At 46.8% G+C, this 21731-nt stretch carries 19 protein-coding genes and 1 pseudogene; 5 read left to right on the forward strand and 15 right to left on the reverse strand.

From position 1 onward, the window contains the following. Window positions 1-53: 53 nt before the first annotated feature. Window positions 54-2510 (forward strand): GH92 family glycosyl hydrolase, encoded by a 2457-nt coding sequence (locus tag MTR11_RS16390; protein WP_243328061.1) that lies wholly within the window; start codon window positions 54-56, stop codon window positions 2508-2510. Window positions 2511-2599: 89 nt separating this feature from the next. Next, window positions 2600-5080 (forward strand): GH92 family glycosyl hydrolase, encoded by a 2481-nt coding sequence (locus tag MTR11_RS16395; RefSeq protein ID WP_243328062.1) that lies wholly within the window; start codon window positions 2600-2602, stop codon window positions 5078-5080. 31 nt (window positions 5081-5111) lie between these two features. Here MTR11_RS16395 and MTR11_RS16400 read toward each other — a convergent pair whose 3' ends face one another. The 4 genes from MTR11_RS16400 to MTR11_RS16415 all read right to left on the reverse strand — a co-directional run bounded on the left by MTR11_RS16400 (window position 5112) and on the right by MTR11_RS16415 (window position 10074). Continuing rightward, entirely contained in the window at window positions 5112-6182 is a 1071-nt protein-coding gene (locus tag MTR11_RS16400; RefSeq protein WP_243328063.1) for an NAD(P)H-dependent flavin oxidoreductase, read from the reverse strand. Window positions 6183-6369: 187 nt separating this feature from the next. Beyond that, the gene (gene eat / locus MTR11_RS16405) at window positions 6370-7773 is read right to left on the reverse strand and encodes an ethanolamine permease (RefSeq protein ID WP_006741326.1); all 1404 of its coding nucleotides are present in this window, start codon (window positions 7771-7773) and stop codon (window positions 6370-6372) included. A gap of 11 nt (window positions 7774-7784) precedes the next feature. Beyond that, window positions 7785-8669, reverse strand: coding sequence for an ethanolamine ammonia-lyase subunit EutC (gene eutC / locus MTR11_RS16410; RefSeq protein ID WP_243328064.1), 885 nt, complete (start codon window positions 8667-8669; stop codon window positions 7785-7787). Then, window positions 8662-10074, reverse strand: coding sequence for an ethanolamine ammonia-lyase subunit EutB (locus tag MTR11_RS16415; protein WP_139060796.1), 1413 nt, complete (start codon window positions 10072-10074; stop codon window positions 8662-8664). Before MTR11_RS16415 ends, eutC begins: the two co-directional genes overlap by 8 nt. Window positions 10075-10258: 184 nt before the next feature. Between MTR11_RS16415 and MTR11_RS16420 the strand changes: the two genes are divergently transcribed. Beyond that, window positions 10259-11209 carry a helix-turn-helix domain-containing protein gene (locus MTR11_RS16420; RefSeq protein ID WP_243328065.1) on the forward strand — a complete coding sequence of 317 codons (951 nt, stop codon included), beginning with the start codon at window positions 10259-10261 and terminating at the stop codon, window positions 11207-11209. Window positions 11210-11253: 44 nt separating this feature from the next. Here MTR11_RS16420 and MTR11_RS16425 read toward each other — a convergent pair whose 3' ends face one another. Then, on the reverse strand, window positions 11254-11781 hold the full coding sequence (locus tag MTR11_RS16425) for a TetR/AcrR family transcriptional regulator (RefSeq protein WP_047008018.1): 528 nt from the start codon (window positions 11779-11781) through the stop codon (window positions 11254-11256). A gap of 123 nt (window positions 11782-11904) precedes the next feature. On the opposite strand from MTR11_RS16425, the gene MTR11_RS16430 reads away from it, so the two are divergent. Further along, window positions 11905-12126 carry a hypothetical protein gene (locus tag MTR11_RS16430; protein ID WP_185090669.1) on the forward strand — a complete coding sequence of 74 codons (222 nt, stop codon included), beginning with the start codon at window positions 11905-11907 and terminating at the stop codon, window positions 12124-12126. A gap of 101 nt (window positions 12127-12227) precedes the next feature. Here MTR11_RS16430 and MTR11_RS16435 read toward each other — a convergent pair whose 3' ends face one another. From MTR11_RS16435 to MTR11_RS16460, 6 genes and pseudogenes are all read right to left on the reverse strand, one after another. After that, the gene (locus MTR11_RS16435) at window positions 12228-12599 is read right to left on the reverse strand and encodes a VOC family protein (protein WP_139060793.1); all 372 of its coding nucleotides are present in this window, start codon (window positions 12597-12599) and stop codon (window positions 12228-12230) included. 59 nt (window positions 12600-12658) lie between these two features. After that, window positions 12659-12988: pseudogene (locus tag MTR11_RS16440) on the reverse strand (LysR family transcriptional regulator); the annotation flags it as partial. 135 nt (window positions 12989-13123) lie between these two features. Next, window positions 13124-14095: a leukocidin/hemolysin toxin family protein gene (locus tag MTR11_RS16445; RefSeq protein ID WP_243328066.1), complete on the reverse strand. Its 972-nt coding sequence runs from the start codon at window positions 14093-14095 to the stop codon at window positions 13124-13126. Window positions 14096-14249: 154 nt separating this feature from the next. Then, entirely contained in the window at window positions 14250-14459 is a 210-nt protein-coding gene (locus MTR11_RS16450) for a hypothetical protein (protein WP_005395278.1), read from the reverse strand. A 105-nt stretch (window positions 14460-14564) separates the two neighbouring features. Further along, window positions 14565-16163, reverse strand: a complete 1599-nt coding sequence (gene groL, locus MTR11_RS16455) for a chaperonin GroEL (protein WP_005395280.1) — start codon at window positions 16161-16163, stop codon at window positions 14565-14567. Window positions 16164-16196: 33 nt separating this feature from the next. Then, window positions 16197-16487, reverse strand: a complete 291-nt coding sequence (locus MTR11_RS16460) for a co-chaperone GroES (protein ID WP_005373989.1) — start codon at window positions 16485-16487, stop codon at window positions 16197-16199. A gap of 270 nt (window positions 16488-16757) precedes the next feature. Here MTR11_RS16460 and MTR11_RS16465 point away from each other — a divergent pair, with 270 nt between their 5' ends. After that, a complete protein-coding gene (locus MTR11_RS16465; protein WP_182034404.1) occupies window positions 16758-17108 on the forward strand; it encodes a rhodanese-like domain-containing protein in 351 nt (116 codons plus the stop codon). A 96-nt stretch (window positions 17109-17204) separates the two neighbouring features. On the opposite strand, the gene MTR11_RS16470 is transcribed toward MTR11_RS16465, so the two are convergent. The 4 genes from MTR11_RS16470 to MTR11_RS16485 form a co-directional block, all read right to left on the reverse strand. Continuing rightward, window positions 17205-17603 (reverse strand): GFA family protein, encoded by a 399-nt coding sequence (locus MTR11_RS16470; protein WP_005395284.1) that lies wholly within the window; start codon window positions 17601-17603, stop codon window positions 17205-17207. A gap of 280 nt (window positions 17604-17883) precedes the next feature. Further along, window positions 17884-18147, reverse strand: a complete 264-nt coding sequence (locus MTR11_RS16475; RefSeq protein WP_005395285.1) for a DUF3012 domain-containing protein — start codon at window positions 18145-18147, stop codon at window positions 17884-17886. 192 nt (window positions 18148-18339) lie between these two features. Beyond that, window positions 18340-19359 carry a type 2 isopentenyl-diphosphate Delta-isomerase gene (fni, locus tag MTR11_RS16480; RefSeq protein ID WP_006741316.1) on the reverse strand — a complete coding sequence of 340 codons (1020 nt, stop codon included), beginning with the start codon at window positions 19357-19359 and terminating at the stop codon, window positions 18340-18342. 239 nt (window positions 19360-19598) lie between these two features. Continuing rightward, window positions 19599-21398, reverse strand: coding sequence for a cation:proton antiporter (locus MTR11_RS16485; protein ID WP_243328067.1), 1800 nt, complete (start codon window positions 21396-21398; stop codon window positions 19599-19601). Window positions 21399-21731: the final 333 nt, after the last annotated feature.

The raw sequence follows: 21731 nt of genomic DNA on the forward strand, positions 1-21731 counted from the left end.
ACGAAAGGGGGCATCTAGCCCCCTAAAAACTTCACTTCAGTGGAACCAAAAAAATGAAACTAAAAAGAACCCTTATCTCTACCGCTATTCTCGCTGCCATGTTTGGTCTTGCTGGTTGTAACAGTGATGACGACAACAGCAAATCTGGTACACCATTCCTCGACACCACGCTAACCCAATACGTCAACCCATTGATTGGTACAGGCGCAGATGGTCACACCTTCCCGGGGGCGGTTGTGCCTTACGGTTTGGTACAACTATCTCCTGATACCGAAATGGAAGGCTGGGGCTCTGCTGCAGGTTACTTCGACCACGGCAAGCTGACTGAAATCCCAGTGTATGGTTTTTCCCACACTCACCTTTCTGGCACAGGCATTACCGACCTTGGTGATATCTTAGTTCTGCCTTTCACCAAGAAAGAAAACGCCGTTTTCAACACCTTCGATAAAGACAACGAAACTGCAGAAGCGGGCTACTATGCGGTTGAACTGAACAAAGGTGAAATCAAAGCCGAGCTAACCACCACGCAACGTGTTGGCTTCCACCGCTACACCTTCAAAGAAGGCACTACGCCACACATCAAGTTCGATTTAGACCACACTCTCAATAAAGGTCACTTCAACAACCGCACCATGAAGGGCGATTTGGAGTTTATCGACGCTTACACCATTCGCGGTTTACGTAGCTCGAATGGCTGGGCGAACAACCAGCACGTCTACTTCTACGCCACCTTCAACCAACCTATCGTCAAAGCCTTTGCTTTGGTTGATAGCGCAGAAACGGAAATCGATGTAAACAACGACAACATCGACGCAGTGAAAACCATCGCTTACCTAGAATTCGCACCATCATCAACACCGCTAGAAATCCAAGTAGGCTTGTCACCAACAGGCACAGAAGGTGCGGAGAAAAACCTAGAAGCAGAAGCGAAAGACGTGTCATTTGATACTGCGCGCGCTCAAGCCAACGACGCATGGCACCAAGAGCTTAGCCGCATGATGGTATCTGGCGGCACAGAAGATCAAAAAGAAATCTTCTACACCGCGCTTTACCACGCTTCTATCGCGCCAATGATTTTCCAAGATGTCGACGGCCAATACCCTGCGATGCGTACTCGCATTCAAAAAGACGCGGGCGACACACCAAACTACTCTGTGTACTCCATGTGGGATACCTTCCGTGCAGCGCATCCACTGAAAACCATTATCGATCCGGAACGTGCCGAAGAGTTTGCCAATGACCTGATTCGTAAATACGAAGACGGTGGCATCTTGCCGAAATGGGAACTGCACAGTCATTACACGGGCACTATGATCGGCTTCCCTGCGGTTTCTATCATTGCTGATGCGATGGCGAAAGGTTTAGACATCGACCCGCAACTGGCCAAAGAAGCGGCTGAGTTTACGGTGCGCTACCACGAGGCATCTGAATTCCCAGATTGGACGGAAGACAACAACATCGGCGCAGCAAACGTTGTGCAAGTGAAAGTGTACGAAGAAAACGGCTTTGTTCACCACGGTTACTGGAACAGTGCGTCTTACACGCTTGAGTTTGCTTACGGCGACTGGGCAATGGCAGAAATCGCGCGCATGGCTGGCGATGTAAAACTGCAAGAAGAGTTTATGACTCGTGCCGACAACTGGCTTAACCATTGGGATGCAGAGACAGGCTTCTTACGTCCGAAAAACCACCCGCTAAGCTCATCACCAAACAAACCACCTTTGGAGTTCAACCAACCAATTGATGAAGAGCGTTTGGATGAGTGTGAAATGGTTGAGTGGCCAGAAGGCTCAGGTGTGATGAAAGAGAAATGCCCGCTGCTACCGTTTGACCCTTACTACGTGGACGAGTTTGCCTACACCGAAGGGAACGCGTGGCAATGGAAGTTCCAACCAATGCACGATTTCAACCGCCTGAAACAAGAAATCTACCAAGCAGACTTGGCGCAAGGCAAAGACACCACGCCAGAGAAAGCCTTCCGTGAAGACTTGGACGAGCTATTCAACGCGCGTTCTTCAAACACAGGTGAAGAGCTGCCAGACCTAACGGGTTACATCGGTCAGTACATGCACGGTAACGAACCATCGCACCACATTCCTTACCTATACGCGCTAACGGATGAGCCATGGAAAGCGCAAGAGTACCTAGACCGCATCATGTCAGAGATGTACACCAGCGAACCAACTGGTTTGATTGGTAACGAAGACGTGGGTCAGATGAGCTCTTGGTACTTGATGTCGGCAATGGGCTTCTATCAAGTGACGCCTGCAGACCCGGTCTACACCATCGGTCGTCCTATGTTTGATGAAATCACCATTCCAGTGGAAGGCGGCGAGTTCACAGTCACCGCGGACAACAACAGCCCACACAACAAGTACGTGAAGTCCGTAACCATCAACGGCAAACCGCTGGATGCCAACTTCACCTTCAAGCACAGCGAAATCAAAGCGGGTGGCGAGCTTCACTTCGTCATGACGGGTGACAAGCAAGAAGCGCTTCAAGCTCAATAACGTTTTATGTAATTCGTGTTTAAAGAATAAGTAGATAGATTAACTCAGTGGCAGGAAGTGACGCGCTTCCTGCCTAAGGAATCAAGATTATGAACTTTACGAAAACCGCTATCGCCACCGCAGTGATTGCAAGTGTTATTGGTTTGGCTGGCTGCAACGATAACGACGATAACACCTCACCAAGCGTCGATACTTCCAACCTAAAATACGTCGATCCATTCATTGGTACCGGCTTTAATGGGCACACCTTCCCGGGTCCTGTTGTGCCAGAAGGCATGGTGCAACTTTCTCCAGATACCGAGCTGATCGGCTGGCATTCTTCATCAGGTTACCACTTCGATAAAAAGACCCTGTTTGGCTTCTCCCACACTCACCTATCCGGCACGGGTATGGGCGGCTTAGGTGACATTCTATTCCTGCCGTTTACCGAAGATAAAGCTAAATACATCGAAGACAGCGACGACTACCGCGAAGCGATTTCGGTCAAGATGGACAAAACCTCAGAAGTGGCAGAAGCGGGTTACTACTCTGTGAAGATTGCAGAGAACGGTATCAAAGCTGAGCTTACAGCTTCTGAACGGGTCGGCTTCCATCGTTACACCTACCCGCAAGGTCAACCACAACGTCTGAAGATAGACCTCAACTCCATCCTTAACAGTGACTGGGGTTCGACCTCTCTGCGCAACAAACTGACGGTGAGCGAAGACGGTCATACCATCACAGGCGAGCGCGATGCAGCGCACTTCTCTGGCTGGGCGAAAAACCAAAAAATCTTCTTCTATGCGACTTTTGATAAGAAGATCAAAGACGTCTACATCCTTGCCAATGGCGAACCTGTTGACGGCCTAACGGCAGAACACGTTTCTGAATTGATATACGATGACCAAGGTAATCCAGTTAAGCGTGTCAAAGCGGACGTCACTGCCTACATCGAATTTGAAGATGAAGGCTCACAAGAGTTGAATGCTCAAGTGGCGTTATCTGCGGTTGACCCACAAGGTGCAGAAAACAACTACGATGCCGAAGCCAATGTCTCTTTCGATACTGCGCGCAGCAACGCACGCGAGAAATGGGCAAAAGCGCTCAACTTCTCTATCGAAGGGGGCACGGAAGATCAGAAAGAGATCTTCTACACTGCGCTTTACCACACCAAGATTGCGCCGATGGTGCATCAAGACGTAGATGGTCGATTCCGAGGCATGGGCAAAGGCTCAATTCGTGAAGGCGAAGGGGAATACTCCATCGCTTACGGTCAAGCAACGGAAGAACAGCCAAACTTCTCGGTTTACTCTCTATGGGATACCCAACGTGCATTACACCCACTGAAAACCATCACAGAGCCAACTCGCGCGGTGCAATACGCGAAGAACCTAGTTCAGAAGTACACTGAAAGCGGCTTGCTACCGAAATGGGAGCACTTAGGCGACGAGACAGGCACCATGGTCGGTTACCCAGCAGTAGCAGTGATTGCGGATGCGATCACCAAATTCCCAGAAGAGTTTACTCAACAAGAGAAAGAGCTGGCGCTGAAAGCCGCGATCAACTCTTCGACTTACGAGAACTACCCTGCATTGCAAGCCGATTGGGATCAGGGCGTATTGGATCGCACTTTAACCAAGCACATCGACTACATTGAGAAAAACGGCTTCACGCCTGCCATCCAACGTGTCGATGGTGAGCCAGTATTTGAAGACTACACGGTTGAGTCTGTTTCTTACGGTCTGGAAAACGCGTTCTACGATTGGGCTATCGCGCAAATCGCCAAAGCAGCCGGTGATACTCAAGCGGAAGAGCAATACCTTGAACGCTCAAAAGGCTACAAAAAGTACTTCGATTACAACCCGACGGAATACGCAGAACATGGCGTGACAGGCTTTATGCGCCCAGTGATGATTGATGAAACCTTCATGACGCCATTCGACCCATACGGTACGGAACACGAGACGGGCAACTACACCGAAGGTAACGCGTGGCAGTGGACTTGGTTTGTGCCGCATGACATCGCAGGCTTAAAAACCATCATGGGTGGCGATGCTGAGTTCCAGAAGAACCTAGAAGCAACCTTCACAGCAGAAAGCCAAGGCACAGAAACACCGGATATGTCTGGTTTGATTGGTCAAGTTGCGTTTGGTAACGAGCCTTCACACCACATTCCTTACCTATTCAACTGGACCGCAGAACCATGGAAGACGCAACAAGTCGTCGACCACATTCTTGATAACATGTACTTTGCAGCGCCAGAAGGCGTCATTGGTAACGAAGACGTAGGCGCGATGTCTGCTTGGTATGTGATGTCTGCACTAGGCTTCTACCAAGTGAACGCGGCAGAGCCTATCTACACTGTGGGTCGTCCGCTATTCGACAAAGCAGTGATTCCGGTGAAAGGCGGCACGTTCACCATCACCACAGAGAACAACGCCGATGACAACATGTACATTAAGTCTGTCACCATCAATGGCAAAGCTTTGGATAACGGCTTCTTCTTCGACCATTCCGAGTTCAAACCGGGTGGCGAGTTGCACTTCGTGATGACGGACGATCAATCAGAAGCGATGAAAGCGCCTCAATAACCTTCACTTGAAATGTGTTCCTCAGGCCAAATTAGTCTGAGGGACATAAGCTCAAATCAATCCCTTCCACTAATGATAGTGTCATTTCTGCCGCTGAAACTTCTTTGCAACCCGACGAATTTTGTCCGCACCACAACGGCGTAAATTCATCTCGGTTTTGCTTCTCCATAAGCGCTCTTAACTGAGTCATTTCAATGGAAGCATATGGGAATTTCGGCGCAGACTCACAGATGTAGCCTAGCTCCGACATCGCGCGATTCACAATGCCTCGTGCTGGTCGGCCCGAGAAAACATTGGTCACCGCCGTATGCTGCGCGCGCTCACTGGCAATGGCATATCGATGTAAAGACGATGTTTTTGCCTCATCACACAACAAATAGGCGCTGCCAACCTGCACGGCACTTGCTCCTAACTTCAGCGCGGCTTCAACACCGCTTTTATCGGCAATTCCTCCTGCTGCAATAACAGGTAAATTCACGCGCTTGACGATTTGCGGTAACAACGCCATCAAGCCTAATTGAGTAGATAAATCATCCGATAAAAACATGCCTCGGTGTCCACCAGCCTCCAAGCCTTGAGCGATAATGCCGTCAACGCCTTTTGCTTCCAGCCACAGTGCTTCATCCACTGTGGTCGCTGTCGAAAGGATCTTCCCTCCCCAGCCTCTAATTCGCGCTAACAAGTCATCGGCAGGCAAACCAAAGTGGAAACTGATCACTGGCGGTGCAAATGATTCAATCGCGTCAGCAATATCATGATTGAAAGGCATCCTTGTCGGAGCGTTTGGCTGAGCCTGTACGGTTGCACCAACTTCAGAAAAATACGGTTGCAGCGTTTTTTGCCACTCTTCGTGCTTGTTGGCGTCGTATTCCGGCATTTCATGGCAAAAGAAGTTGAGGTTGAACGGTCGATTGGTCGCCTGTTGAATAAGTTGAAGTTCTTTAACGATGGCGTCTTTATTCAGCATTCCACAAGGTAACGAGCCAAGCCCGCCAACATTACTGACAGCTATGGTCATTTGGCTATCTTGCACGCCGGCCATTGGTGCTTGAATAATCGGTAACTCTGTTCCAAAAAGTGTATTAAATGCGTTGTTTTTCATGATCCTTCCTTGAAAACTTAACCTATACCAGTGGTGGCTCTGCTCCATAGTTATCCAGACTAGACTTTCACATGATTAACCACTTATAAAGTTAAAGTGATGCATTTGTGCGCTATGCACTTTTGATAGAAATGACAAAGGGAGCACATGGCTCCCTTGATGTAGTGGCGAACAAGAATTGAAATGGCTATCGTGCTACATCTGATTCAAGCTCTAATTCTGCAACAGAAAGCATGGCAAACTCTTCTTCGGCGGTTGCTGCCACCAGTTTGTTGCGGCTGTATAAACCATAATAAACACCACCGATAAGAAACAATCCCATTGTCATGAAAAAGGCAGAGGGATCAAAAGCATAAACACCTGTCATTGCGATCAAAGAAAGCACCAGAGAAATACTCGAAGTGATTACCCCGCCAGGCGTTTTATATGGGCGAGCTAACTCCGGCTGTTTAATTCGCAATAAAATATGGCTCAAGGACATTAATGCGTACGATACAGTCGCACCGACAACAGCCATCGCCAAGATTAAGTCCCCCTCCCCCGTAAGAGAAACCAAGAACCCAAAAACTCCCGGAACCAAAAGCGCACGAGAAGGCACTTTTTTGTCGCTGGTTAATGACAAAGTTTGCGGCAAATAACCCGCGCGGGAAAGCGCAAACACCAAGCGACTGTAACCATAAATGATAGAAAAGAAAGAAGCGATAAGACCAGCTAACCCGAGTAAGTTCACGGCCATTGCTATCGTTGAGTTGCCCGTAAGCTTCAGTGCGTCAACTAATGGCACAGCGCTATCGCCTATGACCTTTGAACCAACCGCACCAGCCAAAAGAACGACCACCAGAGTTGCGGTTAGTAATAAAAACAACATCGCACCAATGATGCCTTTTGGAACATCTTTCGCCGGATTTTTTGCCTCCTCTGCCGCTAAAGGCACACCTTCAACCGCAAGAAACAACCACATTGCAAATGGCAACGCAGCCCATACGCCATACCACCCAAACGGCAAGATTTCTGTTGCCTGAGCCGTCGCTGGAGCAATATCGAATAAGTTATTAACATCAAAGTGACCAATAAGCACAGCAGCAGTGATTAGAATAGCTAGCACAGCCAAACCGCTGATGACCATCATTACTTTGAGAGCTTCGCCAACACCTGCCATGTGAATAGCAATAAAGACGGCGTAGAAAAGTGCGTAAACAACAGGGCCATCGATACCAACCAATTCATTCACTGCTGAGCCAATAAAAATTACTATCGCAGCAGGCGCGAGCGCATATTCAATCAAAACTGATAAGCCAGTGAAAAAGCCACCTGTCGGCCCCATCGCCTGTCTTGCGAAGCTGTAACCACCACCCGCAGCCGGAATAGCCGCAGACATTTCAGCTAAAGACAATACTAGCGTGAAATACATTACTGCCATCGCGATAGCAGCAATAAGAAAGCCTCCCCATCCTGCTTGAGCGATGCCAAAGTTCCAACCGGCGAAGTCACCAGATATAACATACGAGACACCTAAGCCAGCAAGTAAAATCCAACCTGCGGTGCCTCTTTTTAGCTGCCTTTTGGCCAAGTACTCCTGATGTTTAGACATAGTAAATCCTTCTACTTTGATGAAATTAAAAAGTTGTCGCTGTGTTTATCTTCAACGCTTGCGCCACCTGGCTCATTGATGTCGGAGCGATCTTTCAGGTTCACTCCTGACAGTTGTAATTTTCGAGCCTCCTTAAGCAAGTAAAATGCACGTTCACAGGCATCGTCATAATTGAGCCCCTGAGGGCGCACATTGGAAATACAGTTTCTCTGGGAGTCTTTAGAGCCTCGTTTAGCCCCCCAAGTGAGATACATACCCATGCTATCCGGAGAAGTCAGACCTGGCCTCTCTCCAATTAAAACCAGCACGGCCTTGGCGTTAAAACATTCACCAACATCATCCCCTACCGCCACTCTTCCTTGCTTTACGATTGTGATAGGTGCGAATTTCCATTGATGTTCATCATCAGCGCTTAAAAGAGAAATCAATCGAGTAACAACAGGCACGGCATGGTTTTGAATTGCGACGGAAGAAAGTCCATCAGCAATAACAATCGCAAGATCAATGTCAGTGTTATGCTCATTTGCTATCGAGTTGAGCGTTTGCCAAGAAGATTCATCGAGCTGCCGTCCTAAATCGGGCCTTTGCAAGTACATAAGCCGATTACTCACTTGACTGCTCACTACGACAGGAGGCTCTAAGGTATTTTCAAGAATCGAGTAAGAGTCAGATAAACCAGCAACAAGAGAGTCAACATTCAAACTGCAATGCACTGCATCCATAGCTTGGGCGTGATCCAGCTGAAATGAGAGTAACTCGTTGGTTGGTACACTGTTCCCGCTGCGACCCAGAGCGATCCGAGCAGAGGTGAAGTCGCGTAACTTGCCCCAAGGGTTGTGTGTGACAACTTCAGACTCATCTTGTGTGGACTGAGCAATGGTGATCACTTTACCCATGAGAATACCCCTTATTCAGTTGGTTAATTGCTCCCGAAAACGAGCGAGAGACTTGCTCACTTAACCGAACGTCTTGCACGCTCTCGAAAATCTGCATCTCCATTAACCATTGTTCAAACTCTGGAGCTGGCTTCAGACCGAGTACTTTTCTTGCGTAAAGGGCATCGTGAAATGAGGTAGTTTGATAGTTGAGCATAATGTCATCAGACCCTGGAATACCCATGATGAAAGAGCACTCGGCCACGCCTAACAGTGTCAGCAAATTATCCATGTCATTCTGATCGGCATAGGCATGATTGGTGTAACAGATGTCGCAACCCATGGGTAAACCAAGCAGCTTCCCACAAAAATGATCTTCAAGCCCGGCACGAATGATCTGTTTACCATCAAACAGATACTCAGGGCCAATGAACCCAACGACTGTATTAACCAACAAAGGATCAAACTGTTTCGCAACAGCATAAGCACGGGCTTCACAAGTCTGTTGATCGACCCCATGAAATGCATTCGCAGACAGCGCTGTACCTTGTCCGGTTTCAAAATACATCACATTGTTTCCTACGCTACCTCGATTCAAAGACAACGCGGCTTCATGGGCCTCTTTCAAAATCGACAAGTCGATTCCGAAGGTATCATTCGTCCCTTGCGTGCCGCCTATCGACTGAAAAACGAGATCGACTGGTGCACCCATTTCAATGGCTTCGATCGTGTTCGTTACATGAGTTAACACACAAGACTGAGTCGGTATTTGATAGTGTTGAATCACCTCATCCATTAAGTTCATTAACTTGATAGCTTGAGGCACATTATCTGTTGCCGGATTGATACCGATAACCGCATCGCCATTTCCGTACATCAGACCATCAAAAATGGTCGCTGCGATACCGTTGAGAGAATCAGTGGGGTGATTCGGCTGTAAGCGAGTAGACAGGCGACTCGGCAAACCAATCGTATTCCGAAAAGCCGTGACAACTTGGCATTTTTTAGCAACGAGAATCAAATCCTGGTTGCGCATAATCTTACTGACTGCGGCCACCATTTCTGGTGTTAAACCTTGACGAATTTTAGCCAACGTTTCACCATCGGCTTCTTCACTCAGCAGCCAATTTCGAAAATCTCCGACCGTCAAGTGCTCAATCGGTTTAAAGGCTTCAAGGTCATGCGTATCGATAATTAGGCGAGTGATATCGTCGCTTTCGTATGGAATAACCGCCTCGTTAAGAAACGTTTTAAGTGGTAACTCAGACAGCGCCATTTGTGCGACTACACGTTCTGCCGCTGACTGAGCACAAACCCCGGCTAACGCATCGCCTGATCGCTCCGGTGTCGCTTTCGCCATCAAGTCAGCTAATGACTTAAAGGTATAGACTTTACTTCCTTGTTGCCGACGATAAGTTGCCGTCATTGCTCTTCCTCTTCACTATTTGGTTCGCTTTTTGCTGAACTATCAATAAGCTTTAAGAAAGTATTGCCAAATGTGTTCCGTAGCGTTATCAAAAACTGGCAACATTTATAAAACACTAATAAACAATGAGTTACATAAAAACTGCTCCAACATGACTCACAAAAAAGGAATGAGCATCACAAGGATGAGTGACCAAACACCCCAAACCGCACCAATGCTGTGCATCCATCACACAAAGGATGCAAACCAACAAGCTGCAAGCCTAATAAACTGGCAACAGGAATACGATCAACTCAGCGATGGCCGATTTTTAGGTCAAATTCGAGAACGACGATTTCCCAATTTCCATGTATTTCGTGAAGACAGTAACCGCTCACTAAGACAGCAATGCAGGGTTGAAGAGGGAGGAATTTGGTTGGGCTTGAGTGCGGAAAATAAGCCGCTACACCTAAATCACAGCAAGTTTAATGCAAGCCAGCTTTTGCTTAGACAAGGTGGTGCAGATTTTGAGTTAATGACACCTGAACAGTTTTCTATCTATGGGATAGTACTCGACAGAAAACTGGTTCAAATCATAGAAAAACAGCTCGAGTTAGACGGTATCGGCTGCAACACACCGCACTTAGCGGGACTAACAGAAAAGCACATTCAACAACTTAAATTCTACTTGGGTACTTTACTCGGTCCCACTGAATCGCGATGGTCTGACAGCACACATCAGGTGGTTTTAAAAGACATCGTTCTCGAACTGTTCTCAATCAGTTCACCAAGCGCAAGCCACCCGATATCAATCTCTCATCGTCAGCATGTGATGCGCCGCATAAAGCAACAGCTACACGACTTAGATTACAGAACTCCGATCACCGTCAGTGAACTGTGTGACGCTGTGCACGTCAGTCGCCGCACACTGCAGTACACCTTTGAACATTGCTGTAATACTTCGCCAAAGCAATTCATACACCGAATGCGGCTGAATCAAGTACGTAGAGTGCTACAAAGCCCTGAAGATAATCGAACAATTGCAGAAATCGCTTTTGACTTTGGTTTTTTTCATCTCGGGCAGTTCAGCCAAAGCTACAAGCGGCTATTTGGTGAGACGCCAACTGAAACGAGAAAATGGGAGTCCAGCAAATAAAATGACAGGCAGTATATTCTTTCAGATTCTGCGTTGGGGCCATTTTATGTAGTCGCAATGATTTGCTGAAACTTAGCATGAAGATCTGTAAGCGCGGCTTCAACATCCGGTTCTGCTCGGCTTAAATGTGCGATTAGCGTCATGAAGTAGCAGTCAAAAATCAACGGCATTTTGTCTTCAAGAACAGAACTTACGCTCGCAGATTGAAACAAAGCTTGGTTAAACGACTGGTAATAATCCAAATCCCAAATCACCTCTTTCAACAAGGCTCGGCTCAACTCGACGTTCGCAAAATAGTAGCGATAGTATTTCTCCGTCAGCGCCAAACCAATGTCGATAGCTGTCTTACCTTCCACACTGACTAGCGTCTCTTGGCTGATCTGTTGCAGTTGCGTCAGCATCCCTTCGCGCAAAATCGACAGTTTGGTCGGGAAGTGGCTGAATACCGTACCATCGGCGACTCCTGCTTCTCTCGCAATCTGCCTTGTGGTCGTCATGTCATAGCCATTCTGAGCAAAAGATGCCCACGCGGCTTTTAGGATTTTGTCTCTGGTTTGTTGTCGCTTCGTCATTGATGTATCTGCTTAATGAGCCTGAAAGGATCATACCTTGAGCGGCTGACATTGACAAATTGAGCGCGCTCAATTATAAAAATGAGCACGCTCAATTTTATATAAAAACAAAAGGATTCGCTCATGTACGTATTAAACAAACTAGGCCAAGGATTGATTTTCTTGCCGACCATATTCTGCTTTTCTTATATTTTAAGACCAATATTGATGGTGATTCTCATCCCAGGTGGACTCGCACTTTTGGCGTTAATCGGAGGGACAGAAGTCCGGGCGGAACTCAAAGCCATGCTGCTTGAGGAGCTTTTTGGGTTCAGTCCATCGCACACCACCTCGAAAAAGGCGTGAGTGCGCGAGAAACGTTGGCAAGGTTAAGCAAAAAACAAAACGCGCAGGTATCGAGATATCAATACCTGCGCGATATAGATGTTCTGAAAAGAGGACTGGCGTTAGTCAGTATTCATGTTCTGACCGATTCGCCATAAAACGCCACTAGGGTCAAACAAACAACATTCGCGCATACCCCAAGGTTGCTCGACCAGCTCAGTTAAACGCGAACCAAATTCCTCATGGCCCACTTTGGATAAGTGCTGATGCCAGCTTTCTGCGTCTTCTACGAGCAAGTGCATCATGAAGTTGTTGCCGTGTTCTGGCTCATAAAAATTCTGTAAAAGAAACGCGCAGCTGCCTTGAGAGAAGTACGCCACATCACCGAAGTCTGACGCCATATCAAAGCCTATCGCCTCATAAAAGCGTTTTGATAGCGCGTAATCTTTCGCCGGAACAAATGATTTGATTTCAACAATATTGAGGTTGTCCATTTCCAATTTCCTAAGCCCTTATCCATCAAACTGACTGACGTAATCACGCTCTACGCCTTCTATTCGCCTTGCGTATTTTGCTGCGATGGTAGTGGTACACACTCTACCATTTGCGTTTGTAACCACGTGATGAATTTATGTTCGAGTTCTGTACGCTTTTTATCTTGGCTCAATAAAACATAATTGCAACCTGATAGCACAAAACCAAATGGCGCGACCAAATTATCGCGCTTAATATCGTCCATAACAAAAGGATACGATCCCATCGCCGCGCCTAAGCCATCCACCTCGGCTTGTATGCAAAAATAAAAATGCGCAAATGATTGCTGAGTGTTGCCGTTGAAGGTTTTACAACGTGTTGATTGCTGCCAATCCGCCCAAGCATGTGGGTCGGGATTGGTCATTTTCGGCGCGATGCTGGGCTTAAAGACTTAATGCGCTTGCGATCAGATTTCGACCATAAAAAATGCGGCTACTAGAGCCGCATTACAATCTACAAACCTTCGGTCTGATAAGTGAAACGTTTATTGAGTGATAACGGTGAGCGTATCCCAATCAATCGTGAAGCGAATTTGTGCCTCAGTGTAGTGGCTCGTTGTACCTTGATCGTACCAGTTACACGCATTGCGAGAGAAACCTTCTTCAACTTCTTTCATGCCAGCTCGTGCGATCATCTCCGTTTTGGGCTCTTCTCCGCGCTCAAATTCTGGTGTGAACACGTACTGGAATTTCGGTTTGAAACCGTAGATCAAACGCGGCAAGTTCTCTTCTGGTAATAGGTTCTCGTTTGAACAACCTGTGTAGTGGTAAACGCCCGCCCATTTACCGTAGTACTGGTAATCGTTGGTGTAAATTTGGCTAAGAGAGGTGGTCCACTTAACACCCATACCGCGTTCCATGGAAGCCTTTGGTTTGGCTGCGGTGACGTAATCCTTACTTGAGTAGCGAGACGTATAAGCCACACCCAGGTCGGTCGTCAACGAGCCAGAAAAACTTGGTGCCGAGCCCGGTGTTGCAGTCGCGGTTAAGCCGATAGACGATGCAACCGTGGTTGTCGATACTGAAACATCATTAGCTTCGTTTTGCGGTGAGTAATCCTCACTAAATACCGGCGTGCCACCAGCTTGATAGATACTGTAGTCGAACGCGACTGGGTAGTTTTGAGTAAAACGGTCCACAATCGCAGCATCGTAAGTGTGTTTTACACCCGGATTACCTGGTACATAACCATTCCCTAGAGTGATCACGCGAGCCGCTTTTTTGTCGTTCTTTGAATTATGGAATAACTCAACCAGTAACTTCATTTGCACACGGCTACCACGAAACGCATACGGGAAAAGCTCAGGCTCGCTTTGCATCACGACCTCATAGCTTTTTTTCACGTAACCTTCTAGCGCGATGTCATCAATCAAGACACTTTCTACAACCTTGTTATCAGAAGCAGCGGCAGTAGCGGAAATCCCTAACATTAAGGGAAGCAGTATTTTCTTATTCATTATTTTATCACCTCACTTGGGAACAGTCCCAATTTAAGCTAACACATTGAACAAGTAGCAACAACCAAACGAAAACGATTCACATTATCAATAATTTGACCTACACCCAGAAATAAAAAAAAACAGCCAACTTACGCTGGCTGTTTCGATACAGTTAATGGATGACCCGAGCGTCCCCTTTAAATAACTGAGACAGATCGATAGTGAATATCGTCACTGTCGGACGTTTAGGCAGAGCATTTTCGATCGAAAACTCTGGCCCAGCTGGAACGAGGGGGAAGTGAATAGCCGTCGGCCACGTTGACGAAGCTTCATTACCGCTCGGCTCAGATATTGAGAAAGAAAACGCAGGTAAACGGGTCATAACACTTACCTCAAATGACTGATTCGCGGGCTCAAGCGAGCCCGCTTAGGTTTTGCAATGTTATTGTTGTTTTAACGCTTACTTAATCACTAACGATTGATAACGTTAGATATCAAGTTCTTTGTCTTCAACGTGGTTGGTGATCATCGCTTCAGTCGTGATCATCAAGCCAGCAACAGACGCCGCGAATTGAAGCGCTGAACGTGTTACTTTCGCAGGGTCCAAGATACCCATTTCGATCATGCTGCCGTATTCACCTGTTGCAGCGTTGTAACCGTAATCGGCATCACCCGCTTTGACAGCATTCGCTACGACTGAAGCTTCGTCACCTGCGTTGGTTGCGATTTGACGGAGAGGCTCTTCCATCGCACGTAGCGCAACTCGGATACCCACGTTTTGGTCATCGTTGTCACCTTTTAGATCCGCCAATTCTTTCGCGATCTTAGTTAGGGCAACACCACCACCAGCAACAATACCTTCTTCAACCGCTGCGCGAGTAGCGTGTAGCGCATCGTCCACGCGGTCTTTCTTCTCTTTCATCTCAACTTCAGTTGCAGCGCCGATCTTGATCACCGCTACGCCGCCAGAAAGCTTCGCAACACGTTGTTGAAGCTTGTCTTTGTCGTATTGAGAAGTGGTTGTTTCGATTTGTTTTTCAATCGAAGCCACACGATCAGCAATCGCGCTTGCTTCTGCTGCGCCACCCACAATAGTTGTTGTGTCTTTGGTGATGGTCACTTTCTTCGCGCTACCTAGTTGCTCTAGCGTTGCTTTTTCGAGTTCTAGGCCGATTTCTTCAGAGATGACCGTACCTGCGGTTAGTACCGCAATGTCTTCCATCATCGCTTTACGGTTGTCACCAAAACCAGGTGCTTTCACCGCCGTCGCACGCACGATGCCGCGCATGTTGTTCACAACCAATGTCGCTAGCGCTTCACCTTCGATGTCTTCAGCAATGATCAATAGCGAGCGAGAAGATTTCGCCACTTCTTCTAGCACTGGCAATAGCTCGCGGATGCTGCTGACTTTTTTGTCCACCAATAGGATGTAAGGGTTGTCTAGCTCTACACTGCCATTTTCTTGGTTAGTGATGAAGTATGGCGACAAGTAACCGCGGTCGAATTGCATACCTTCAACCACAGACAATTCGTTGTCTAGACCTTGGCCTTCTTCAACCGTAATCACGCCATTGCGACCCACTTTTTCCATCGCTTCTGCAATGATTTCACCGATCGCGCGATCGCTGTTTGCAGAAATGCTACCCACTTGGGTAATGGATTCTTTGTCGCTGCATGGCTTAGACATTTCACGTAGTTTCTCAACCGCCGCTTCAGTAGCTTTGTCGATACCACGTTTTAGGTCCATTGGGTTCATGCCAGACGCTACCGCTTTAAGACCTTCATTGATGAAAGATTGCGCCAGTACAGTAGCGGTCGTTGTACCGTCACCTGCTTCATCATTAGCTTTGGACGCCACTTGTTTCACCATTTGTGCGCCCATGTTTTCGAACTTGTCTTTCAGTTCGATTTCTTTCGCTACAGACACGCCATCTTTAGTGATCGTTGGCGCGCCGTAAGATTTATCAAGCACAACGTTGCGGCCTTTAGGGCCTAGTGTCACTTTTACTGCGTCCGCCAGTAAGTTCACACCTTTCAGCATTTTTTGACGTGCGTCATTAGCAAATAATACGTCTTTTGCAGCCATAATTATCTCCTCAAAAAACTACTACAAAAATAATTACTCAACGATTGCTAACACATCAGATTCGGACAGAATCAAGTATTCTGCGCCGTCAATTTTCTCGGTTTTCACGCCGTAACCGTCATTGAAAATGATTTGGTCGCCCACTTTGACTTCCATCGCAGCGCGTTCGCCATTTTCAAGGCGTTTACCTAAACCAACAGCAATGACTTTCCCGCGGTTTGATTTTTTCACCGACTGAGAAGTTAAAACGATTCCCCCTTCAGATTTATTTTCCACCTCTTGTCTTTCAACAATTAGCTTGTCATTTAAAGGACGAATTTTCATTTTTAAGTGCCTCCTACTTGGAACCAAAAATAAAAGACAGAATAAACATCAAGATGGATTTGCGAGTCGACCGCTCACTTTCGATGAGAATAATAAGGTCGAAAAATTGGAGTTCAAGAGGTGGATTTCATAAAAATTTTTTATTGAATTGAATAAAATCTTCTATCGAAACTTTTGACATTTACGACCACTTAAAACCATCTTTATTATGGAAAATGTGTTCAATCAAATCTAGAGTGGTTACATACTCTTAAAAAGGATAATCAAACAATGAAAAAGGTCGTATCTCTGTTTCTTGCAACATTGTGCGTTGGCTTGCTTTCTCCCAACGTGGCGGCTTCTGAGCGTGCTGAACAAGGGTGGCAACTGATTGAGAAAGGCGCAATGATTGTCGATGTACGCACGCCGCAAGAGTTCTCTGAGGGGCATTTAGACAATGCGGTCAATTTCCCTCTATCTGAGCTTGATAAACATTTCCAAGACGTCGATAAAGATCAAGCGATCGTATTGTACTGCCGCAGTGGTAATCGCTCTGGTAAAGCGTATCAATATTTGCAATCGCAAGGGTTCACGAATCTGCACAATGCAGGTGGCTTAGAAGAACTGCAAGACGCCAAATAATCATCTCTGTTCTAATTTCAAAAATAAAAGTGCAGAGGGCGTTGCAGACTTATTGCAACGCCCTCTGTTACTAAATAATTCTCTTCCGCTACTACTCTATTTGGGCCCGGCCTCAAACTGAGTCAGGTTATCCGATATCTCAAGCCACGGCGCTTTGGACGCGACAAAAATATGGAAATTTGGCTTGTGGGATGGAGCATCATCCAAGACACCTAGGCGAATATTGACAATCCCATTGTTCTTTTTCGAATACAGGCTCGACCCGCAATGGCGACAAAAACATAACATGGTATTTTCGCTTTTCTGATAAGTTTGAATATCCTCTTTTCCTTGGATAATGAGCAACTTATCTAGAGCAATACCGCCCGCAGATGAATAGTCAGAGCCAGTAAATTTTCGACATTCCGAGCAATGGCAATTTCCCATGTACTTGAATTCATCTGCCACTTCCAATTTCACCTTACCACACAGACATGAGCCTTTGAGTACTTCCATTTGAGTCCCTTTTTGTTATGAATCTAATTGAATTAGACGAATACACCGACACCATGCCACTGCAATGCGAAAAATTAAAGGCAGGTAATACAGGTTTTCAAAAATGAAACGAAAATGTAAAACACTCTACTCAGAGGAAAGATAGGTGTGCTCAGCACGTGAGAGCCCAAGCTATTGTCGATACAAAAACACCAAGCAAGACGCTTGGTGTTTTCTTAATATTTTGCCTAACACAGTCATCGCTCATAATGAGAGACGCCGTGTTGAGAAAGTGTAGTGCTTAGAAAATGCAGTGCTTAGTAAAGCTGGTAGCTTCGTTTGCACTCCAGTCACCTTTTGGCTTATCTTTCAAGTTCTCACACCATTGCTCGCTGCCCACACCATCTTGAAGAACACAGTGCTTCGCAAAGTCTACTGCGTTGTCTGCTGTCCATTCTGTTTTTGGCTTATCGCGCATGTCGTTACACCAGCCTTCAGTGCCCACTTCATCACTACAAGCGGTTAAAGCAGAAGCCGCCAACATCAGCATGACTAGTTTTTTCATAAATTTAAGGTTCCAGTTGCAAACAATATTAAAATAAAACTCAATCGCTTCAACAAATGCCCATTCAACTGTCTGAACTAAGCAGTCACTTGTTGAAGTGACTTTTGTATCAACTATAACGAAATTATCAGTCTACGTGTTAAGACACCGAAAAATTATTGAGCCAAGCTGCGTAAATGACACCATAAACACCTATAGGCAGCGCGCTTGCGTTAATGCGCTGATCTTAGAAGACCCCGTACCAAAACATGATAAACGTAACTCTAACGCCATTTGCTCAAAGTGCTCGACCACCGCTTGAGTGCTTATGGTAGCCGCTTTCAAGACTGCGCCCGCTTGCCCAACGAGATTGGCGCCCAAATGTATGGCTTTCGCCGCTTCAAGTCCGTTATGCACACCACCTGAGGCGATCAAAGGTAATGTAGGATGCTGTGCTCGTATTTGAGTCAAACATTTTGCCGTTGGGATGCCCCAATCGCGGAAAAGTTCGGCTGCACGCTGCATTTTCGGATTATCTTGGCAATAGCCTTCAACCGCGCTCCAACTTGTGCCACCCGCGCCCGCTACGTCAATGGCATCCACACCGGCGTCAACCAATCGCTGCGCAACGTGACCACTAATACCAAAACCGACTTCTTTAATAATGATCGGAACATTCACGCGAGATTTAAGCTGCTCGATAGCGTGTAAGACCCCAATCCAATTATGGTCGCCATTTTTCTGAAACGCTTCCTGCATTGGGTTTACGTGTACAAACAACGCATCCGCTTGAATGGATTCAACCGCACGCTGCGCATTATCAAGTTTACCTTTGTCGCGCAACTGAGCGGCTCCAAGGTTGGAATAAAGCGGCACATCTTTGGCTAAATCACGAATGGTTTTACCTAGACCTGCGTGTTGGCGCTCTTCTAAGCTAATACGCTGCGACCCCACGCCCATCGCAATGCCTAATTCACTGGCAGCTTCAGCCAAACGACAATTGATCACTTCAGCGTCTTTCGCTCCACCTGTCATCGAGCTAATCAAAAACGGCAGCGCCAGTCGGTGGCCAAGAAACTCTGTCGACAGGTCGATCGCCTGAAAGTCACATTCTGGCAGCGCGCAGTGTTCAAACTCGACAGACTCAAAGCCCGCTGTTTTATGCTTCATGCTCATGTCATGATGTAAAACAGCGTCTAGATGTAAATCTTTTCGGTTAGTTTGCGGAGCCATAATGCCACCCTAAAGTAAAACAGTCGCGCAGTATTGCGATCCTTATCAGTAACGTCAATGCGAATTTTCTGAATTCACGAGATTACTTTTCCGAAACCAGTAATGAATCACGACTTACTCTGACATTATAGGAAGAGAAACTCGCCTTCTGTTTTAAACAAGCAGGCGAGTGTTTCACCAAGTTGAAGTAATCAGCGTGCGAGACACCACGATAAAAATGAGCCGCATACTTCTCTAATTTACTTTGCGCTTTCTGACAGAATCAGAGACACAACGGTACTTGTGGTGGTTGGAGCAAACTGCTCAGGGTCATCACAGAATTGAATTTTTCCTTTTTCTTCAACGTGGAACAACGGCACTACCGAGTTCCCTTTGTGATGCGCTAAATAGTCTTGATACGTAAAGTTGTCGCTCAACTTCGTGTGTTTTATCTCTGCACCGCGGCTCAACAAACTGGCCAGCTGTGTATAGCTTACGTTACCGCCCATCAGCAATTTACCGTGGTACTCCTGAGCCACGGAGTGCTTCTCGCTACCATTGCCGTTGGTTTTCACTTTTTGCAAGCAGTGAACTTTATCTTCACCAAACTCGTCGACAAATTGCATGCAAGCCATAATGTTGAAATGCTGGTCAGGCGTTAATGCAACGACTTGTCCCACCCCTATCAGGTTCAAATTGTCATCTGCGTGACTAGAAATCGGATTCCCGTAGTAGTAATCCAGCCCCAACATACGAACTTGACTGATGTACTCCCAGTTAGAATCGGTCATCAATATGCGGCGGTCATAACGTGCCAACGCTTGACCAATTTCTCTGGCTACTCGGTTAGCACCAATCAACAAGAAGCCGCGTGGCGCTGGCTCCGCGACGCCCAGCATCAATGCGACAGGACGTGCCGTTGCACTTTGTAAAACAACCGTTCCGATGATCACCATGAAGGTCATAGGAACCAGTAAAATCGCTTCATCAATACCGTATTCGGTCAATTTGATCGCGAAAAGAGACGAAATAGAGGCAGCGACAATACCGCGCGGTGCAACCCAAGACAGGAACAGTTTATCTTTAAGTCTCAAGTTACTGCGGATGGTTGAGAGGAAAATCGACAACGGACGCGACACCAACTGCATAAATACAAACAGCAATAACGCGCCACTACCCAGCGCAGCAAAATCATCCAGACTGATTCGAGCCGCAAGGAAGATGAACAATCCGGTGATCAGTAAAATGGTTAAATGCTCTTTAAAGTGCAGAATTTGCTGAATATTGATGTCTTTAGCGTTTGCGAGCCACATACCCATTACGGTGACGGTTAGTAACCCAGCTTCAGACTCAATATGGTTGGAGACGGAAAATACGCCGAGCACGATCATCAAAACCGCAAATGGCTGCAAGTATTCCGGTAGCCACGCACGGCGCATAATCGTTGCGACTGCTGCGCCAGAGGCCGCACCAAGAATGACGCCCACGGCAATGAGCGTCCCGAACACTTCGACGCTATTTATCGCGCTGTGCGATACGATGAACTCATAAACCATCACAACAAAAAGCGCACCGAGTGGATCAATCAAGATCCCCTCCCAACGCAAAATATTAGCAAGCGTACTGTTAGGCCTTACCGTCCGAAGAAGTGGCACTATCACCGTCGGACCTGTTACCACGGTTAAGCTGCCGAACAACATGGCGAGCTCCCAAGTAAAACCGAGGAAATAGTGCGTCGCAATACTGGTTGCTGCCCACGAAATGATGGCCCCGATGGAAACGATACTCCAGACTGAGCCACTCACACCGCGAATTTCTTTGAAGTTTAGGGTCAAGCTGCCTTCGAAAAGAATCACCGCAACCGCCAATGAAACCAACGGAAAGAGCAAATTCCCTAAAATCTCATCGGGATTTAACCACTGCATAAATGGCCCGACAATCAACCCGGCTAGCAGCAAAAATAAAATCGCTGGTAAGCGCAATCGCCATGCCAACCACTGACAACCTAAACCAATGACCCCAACCGCTGATAAAACCAGCGCTTCATTACCCACTTGCATTAATCATTTACCTGTTTTGTCTTTTTTCGCGTGAATGCGCTATACCCAAATAACCTCGGGCGTGCGGTTCAATAAGCATGACTTGGCATGCAGACTAAACGGCTTACCTTCGACTCTTCGACAGCATGCCTCTGAAATGCACATTTTTGAGGTCACTTGGGTATCGCATCAGAATTATGAATATAGTTGAACCCCAATGACTTAACGACTCATTTCTGTTCATCAGATCTTAAAGTGACACACAAGTATGTCGCTTCGTCGAATTCATCATTATGCATTGAGTTTCATTATGTAGAATGATTCTTAAAGAAAGCGCGGAACCTAGCACTATAT

The organism is Vibrio sp. CCB-PB317 (genome assembly GCF_022808245.1).
Lineage (GTDB): Bacteria > Pseudomonadota > Gammaproteobacteria > Enterobacterales > Vibrionaceae > Vibrio > Vibrio diabolicus.

Coding starts and splice junctions, on each gene's coding strand:
- MTR11_RS16390 (WP_243328061.1), top strand. CDS start 54: ATGAAACTAAAAAGAACCCTTATCTCTACCGCTATTCTCGCTGCCATG.
- MTR11_RS16395 (WP_243328062.1), top strand. CDS start 2,600: ATGAACTTTACGAAAACCGCTATCGCCACCGCAGTGATTGCAAGTGTT.
- MTR11_RS16400 (WP_243328063.1), bottom strand. CDS start 6,182: ATGAAAAACAACGCATTTAATACACTTTTTGGAACAGAGTTACCGATT.
- eat (WP_006741326.1), bottom strand. CDS start 7,773: ATGTCTAAACATCAGGAGTACTTGGCCAAAAGGCAGCTAAAAAGAGGC.
- eutC (WP_243328064.1), bottom strand. CDS start 8,669: ATGGGTAAAGTGATCACCATTGCTCAGTCCACACAAGATGAGTCTGAA.
- MTR11_RS16415 (WP_139060796.1), bottom strand. CDS start 10,074: ATGACGGCAACTTATCGTCGGCAACAAGGAAGTAAAGTCTATACCTTT.
- MTR11_RS16420 (WP_243328065.1), top strand. CDS start 10,259: ATGAGTGACCAAACACCCCAAACCGCACCAATGCTGTGCATCCATCAC.
- MTR11_RS16425 (WP_047008018.1), bottom strand. CDS start 11,781: ATGACGAAGCGACAACAAACCAGAGACAAAATCCTAAAAGCCGCGTGG.
- MTR11_RS16430 (WP_185090669.1), top strand. CDS start 11,905: ATGTACGTATTAAACAAACTAGGCCAAGGATTGATTTTCTTGCCGACC.
- MTR11_RS16435 (WP_139060793.1), bottom strand. CDS start 12,599: ATGGACAACCTCAATATTGTTGAAATCAAATCATTTGTTCCGGCGAAA.
- MTR11_RS16445 (WP_243328066.1), bottom strand. CDS start 14,095: ATGAATAAGAAAATACTGCTTCCCTTAATGTTAGGGATTTCCGCTACT.
- MTR11_RS16450 (WP_005395278.1), bottom strand. CDS start 14,459: ATGACCCGTTTACCTGCGTTTTCTTTCTCAATATCTGAGCCGAGCGGT.
- groL (WP_005395280.1), bottom strand. CDS start 16,163: ATGGCTGCAAAAGACGTATTATTTGCTAATGACGCACGTCAAAAAATG.
- MTR11_RS16460 (WP_005373989.1), bottom strand. CDS start 16,487: ATGAAAATTCGTCCTTTAAATGACAAGCTAATTGTTGAAAGACAAGAG.
- MTR11_RS16465 (WP_182034404.1), top strand. CDS start 16,758: ATGAAAAAGGTCGTATCTCTGTTTCTTGCAACATTGTGCGTTGGCTTG.
- MTR11_RS16470 (WP_005395284.1), bottom strand. CDS start 17,603: ATGGAAGTACTCAAAGGCTCATGTCTGTGTGGTAAGGTGAAATTGGAA.
- MTR11_RS16475 (WP_005395285.1), bottom strand. CDS start 18,147: ATGAAAAAACTAGTCATGCTGATGTTGGCGGCTTCTGCTTTAACCGCT.
- fni (WP_006741316.1), bottom strand. CDS start 19,359: ATGGCTCCGCAAACTAACCGAAAAGATTTACATCTAGACGCTGTTTTA.
- MTR11_RS16485 (WP_243328067.1), bottom strand. CDS start 21,398: ATGCAAGTGGGTAATGAAGCGCTGGTTTTATCAGCGGTTGGGGTCATT.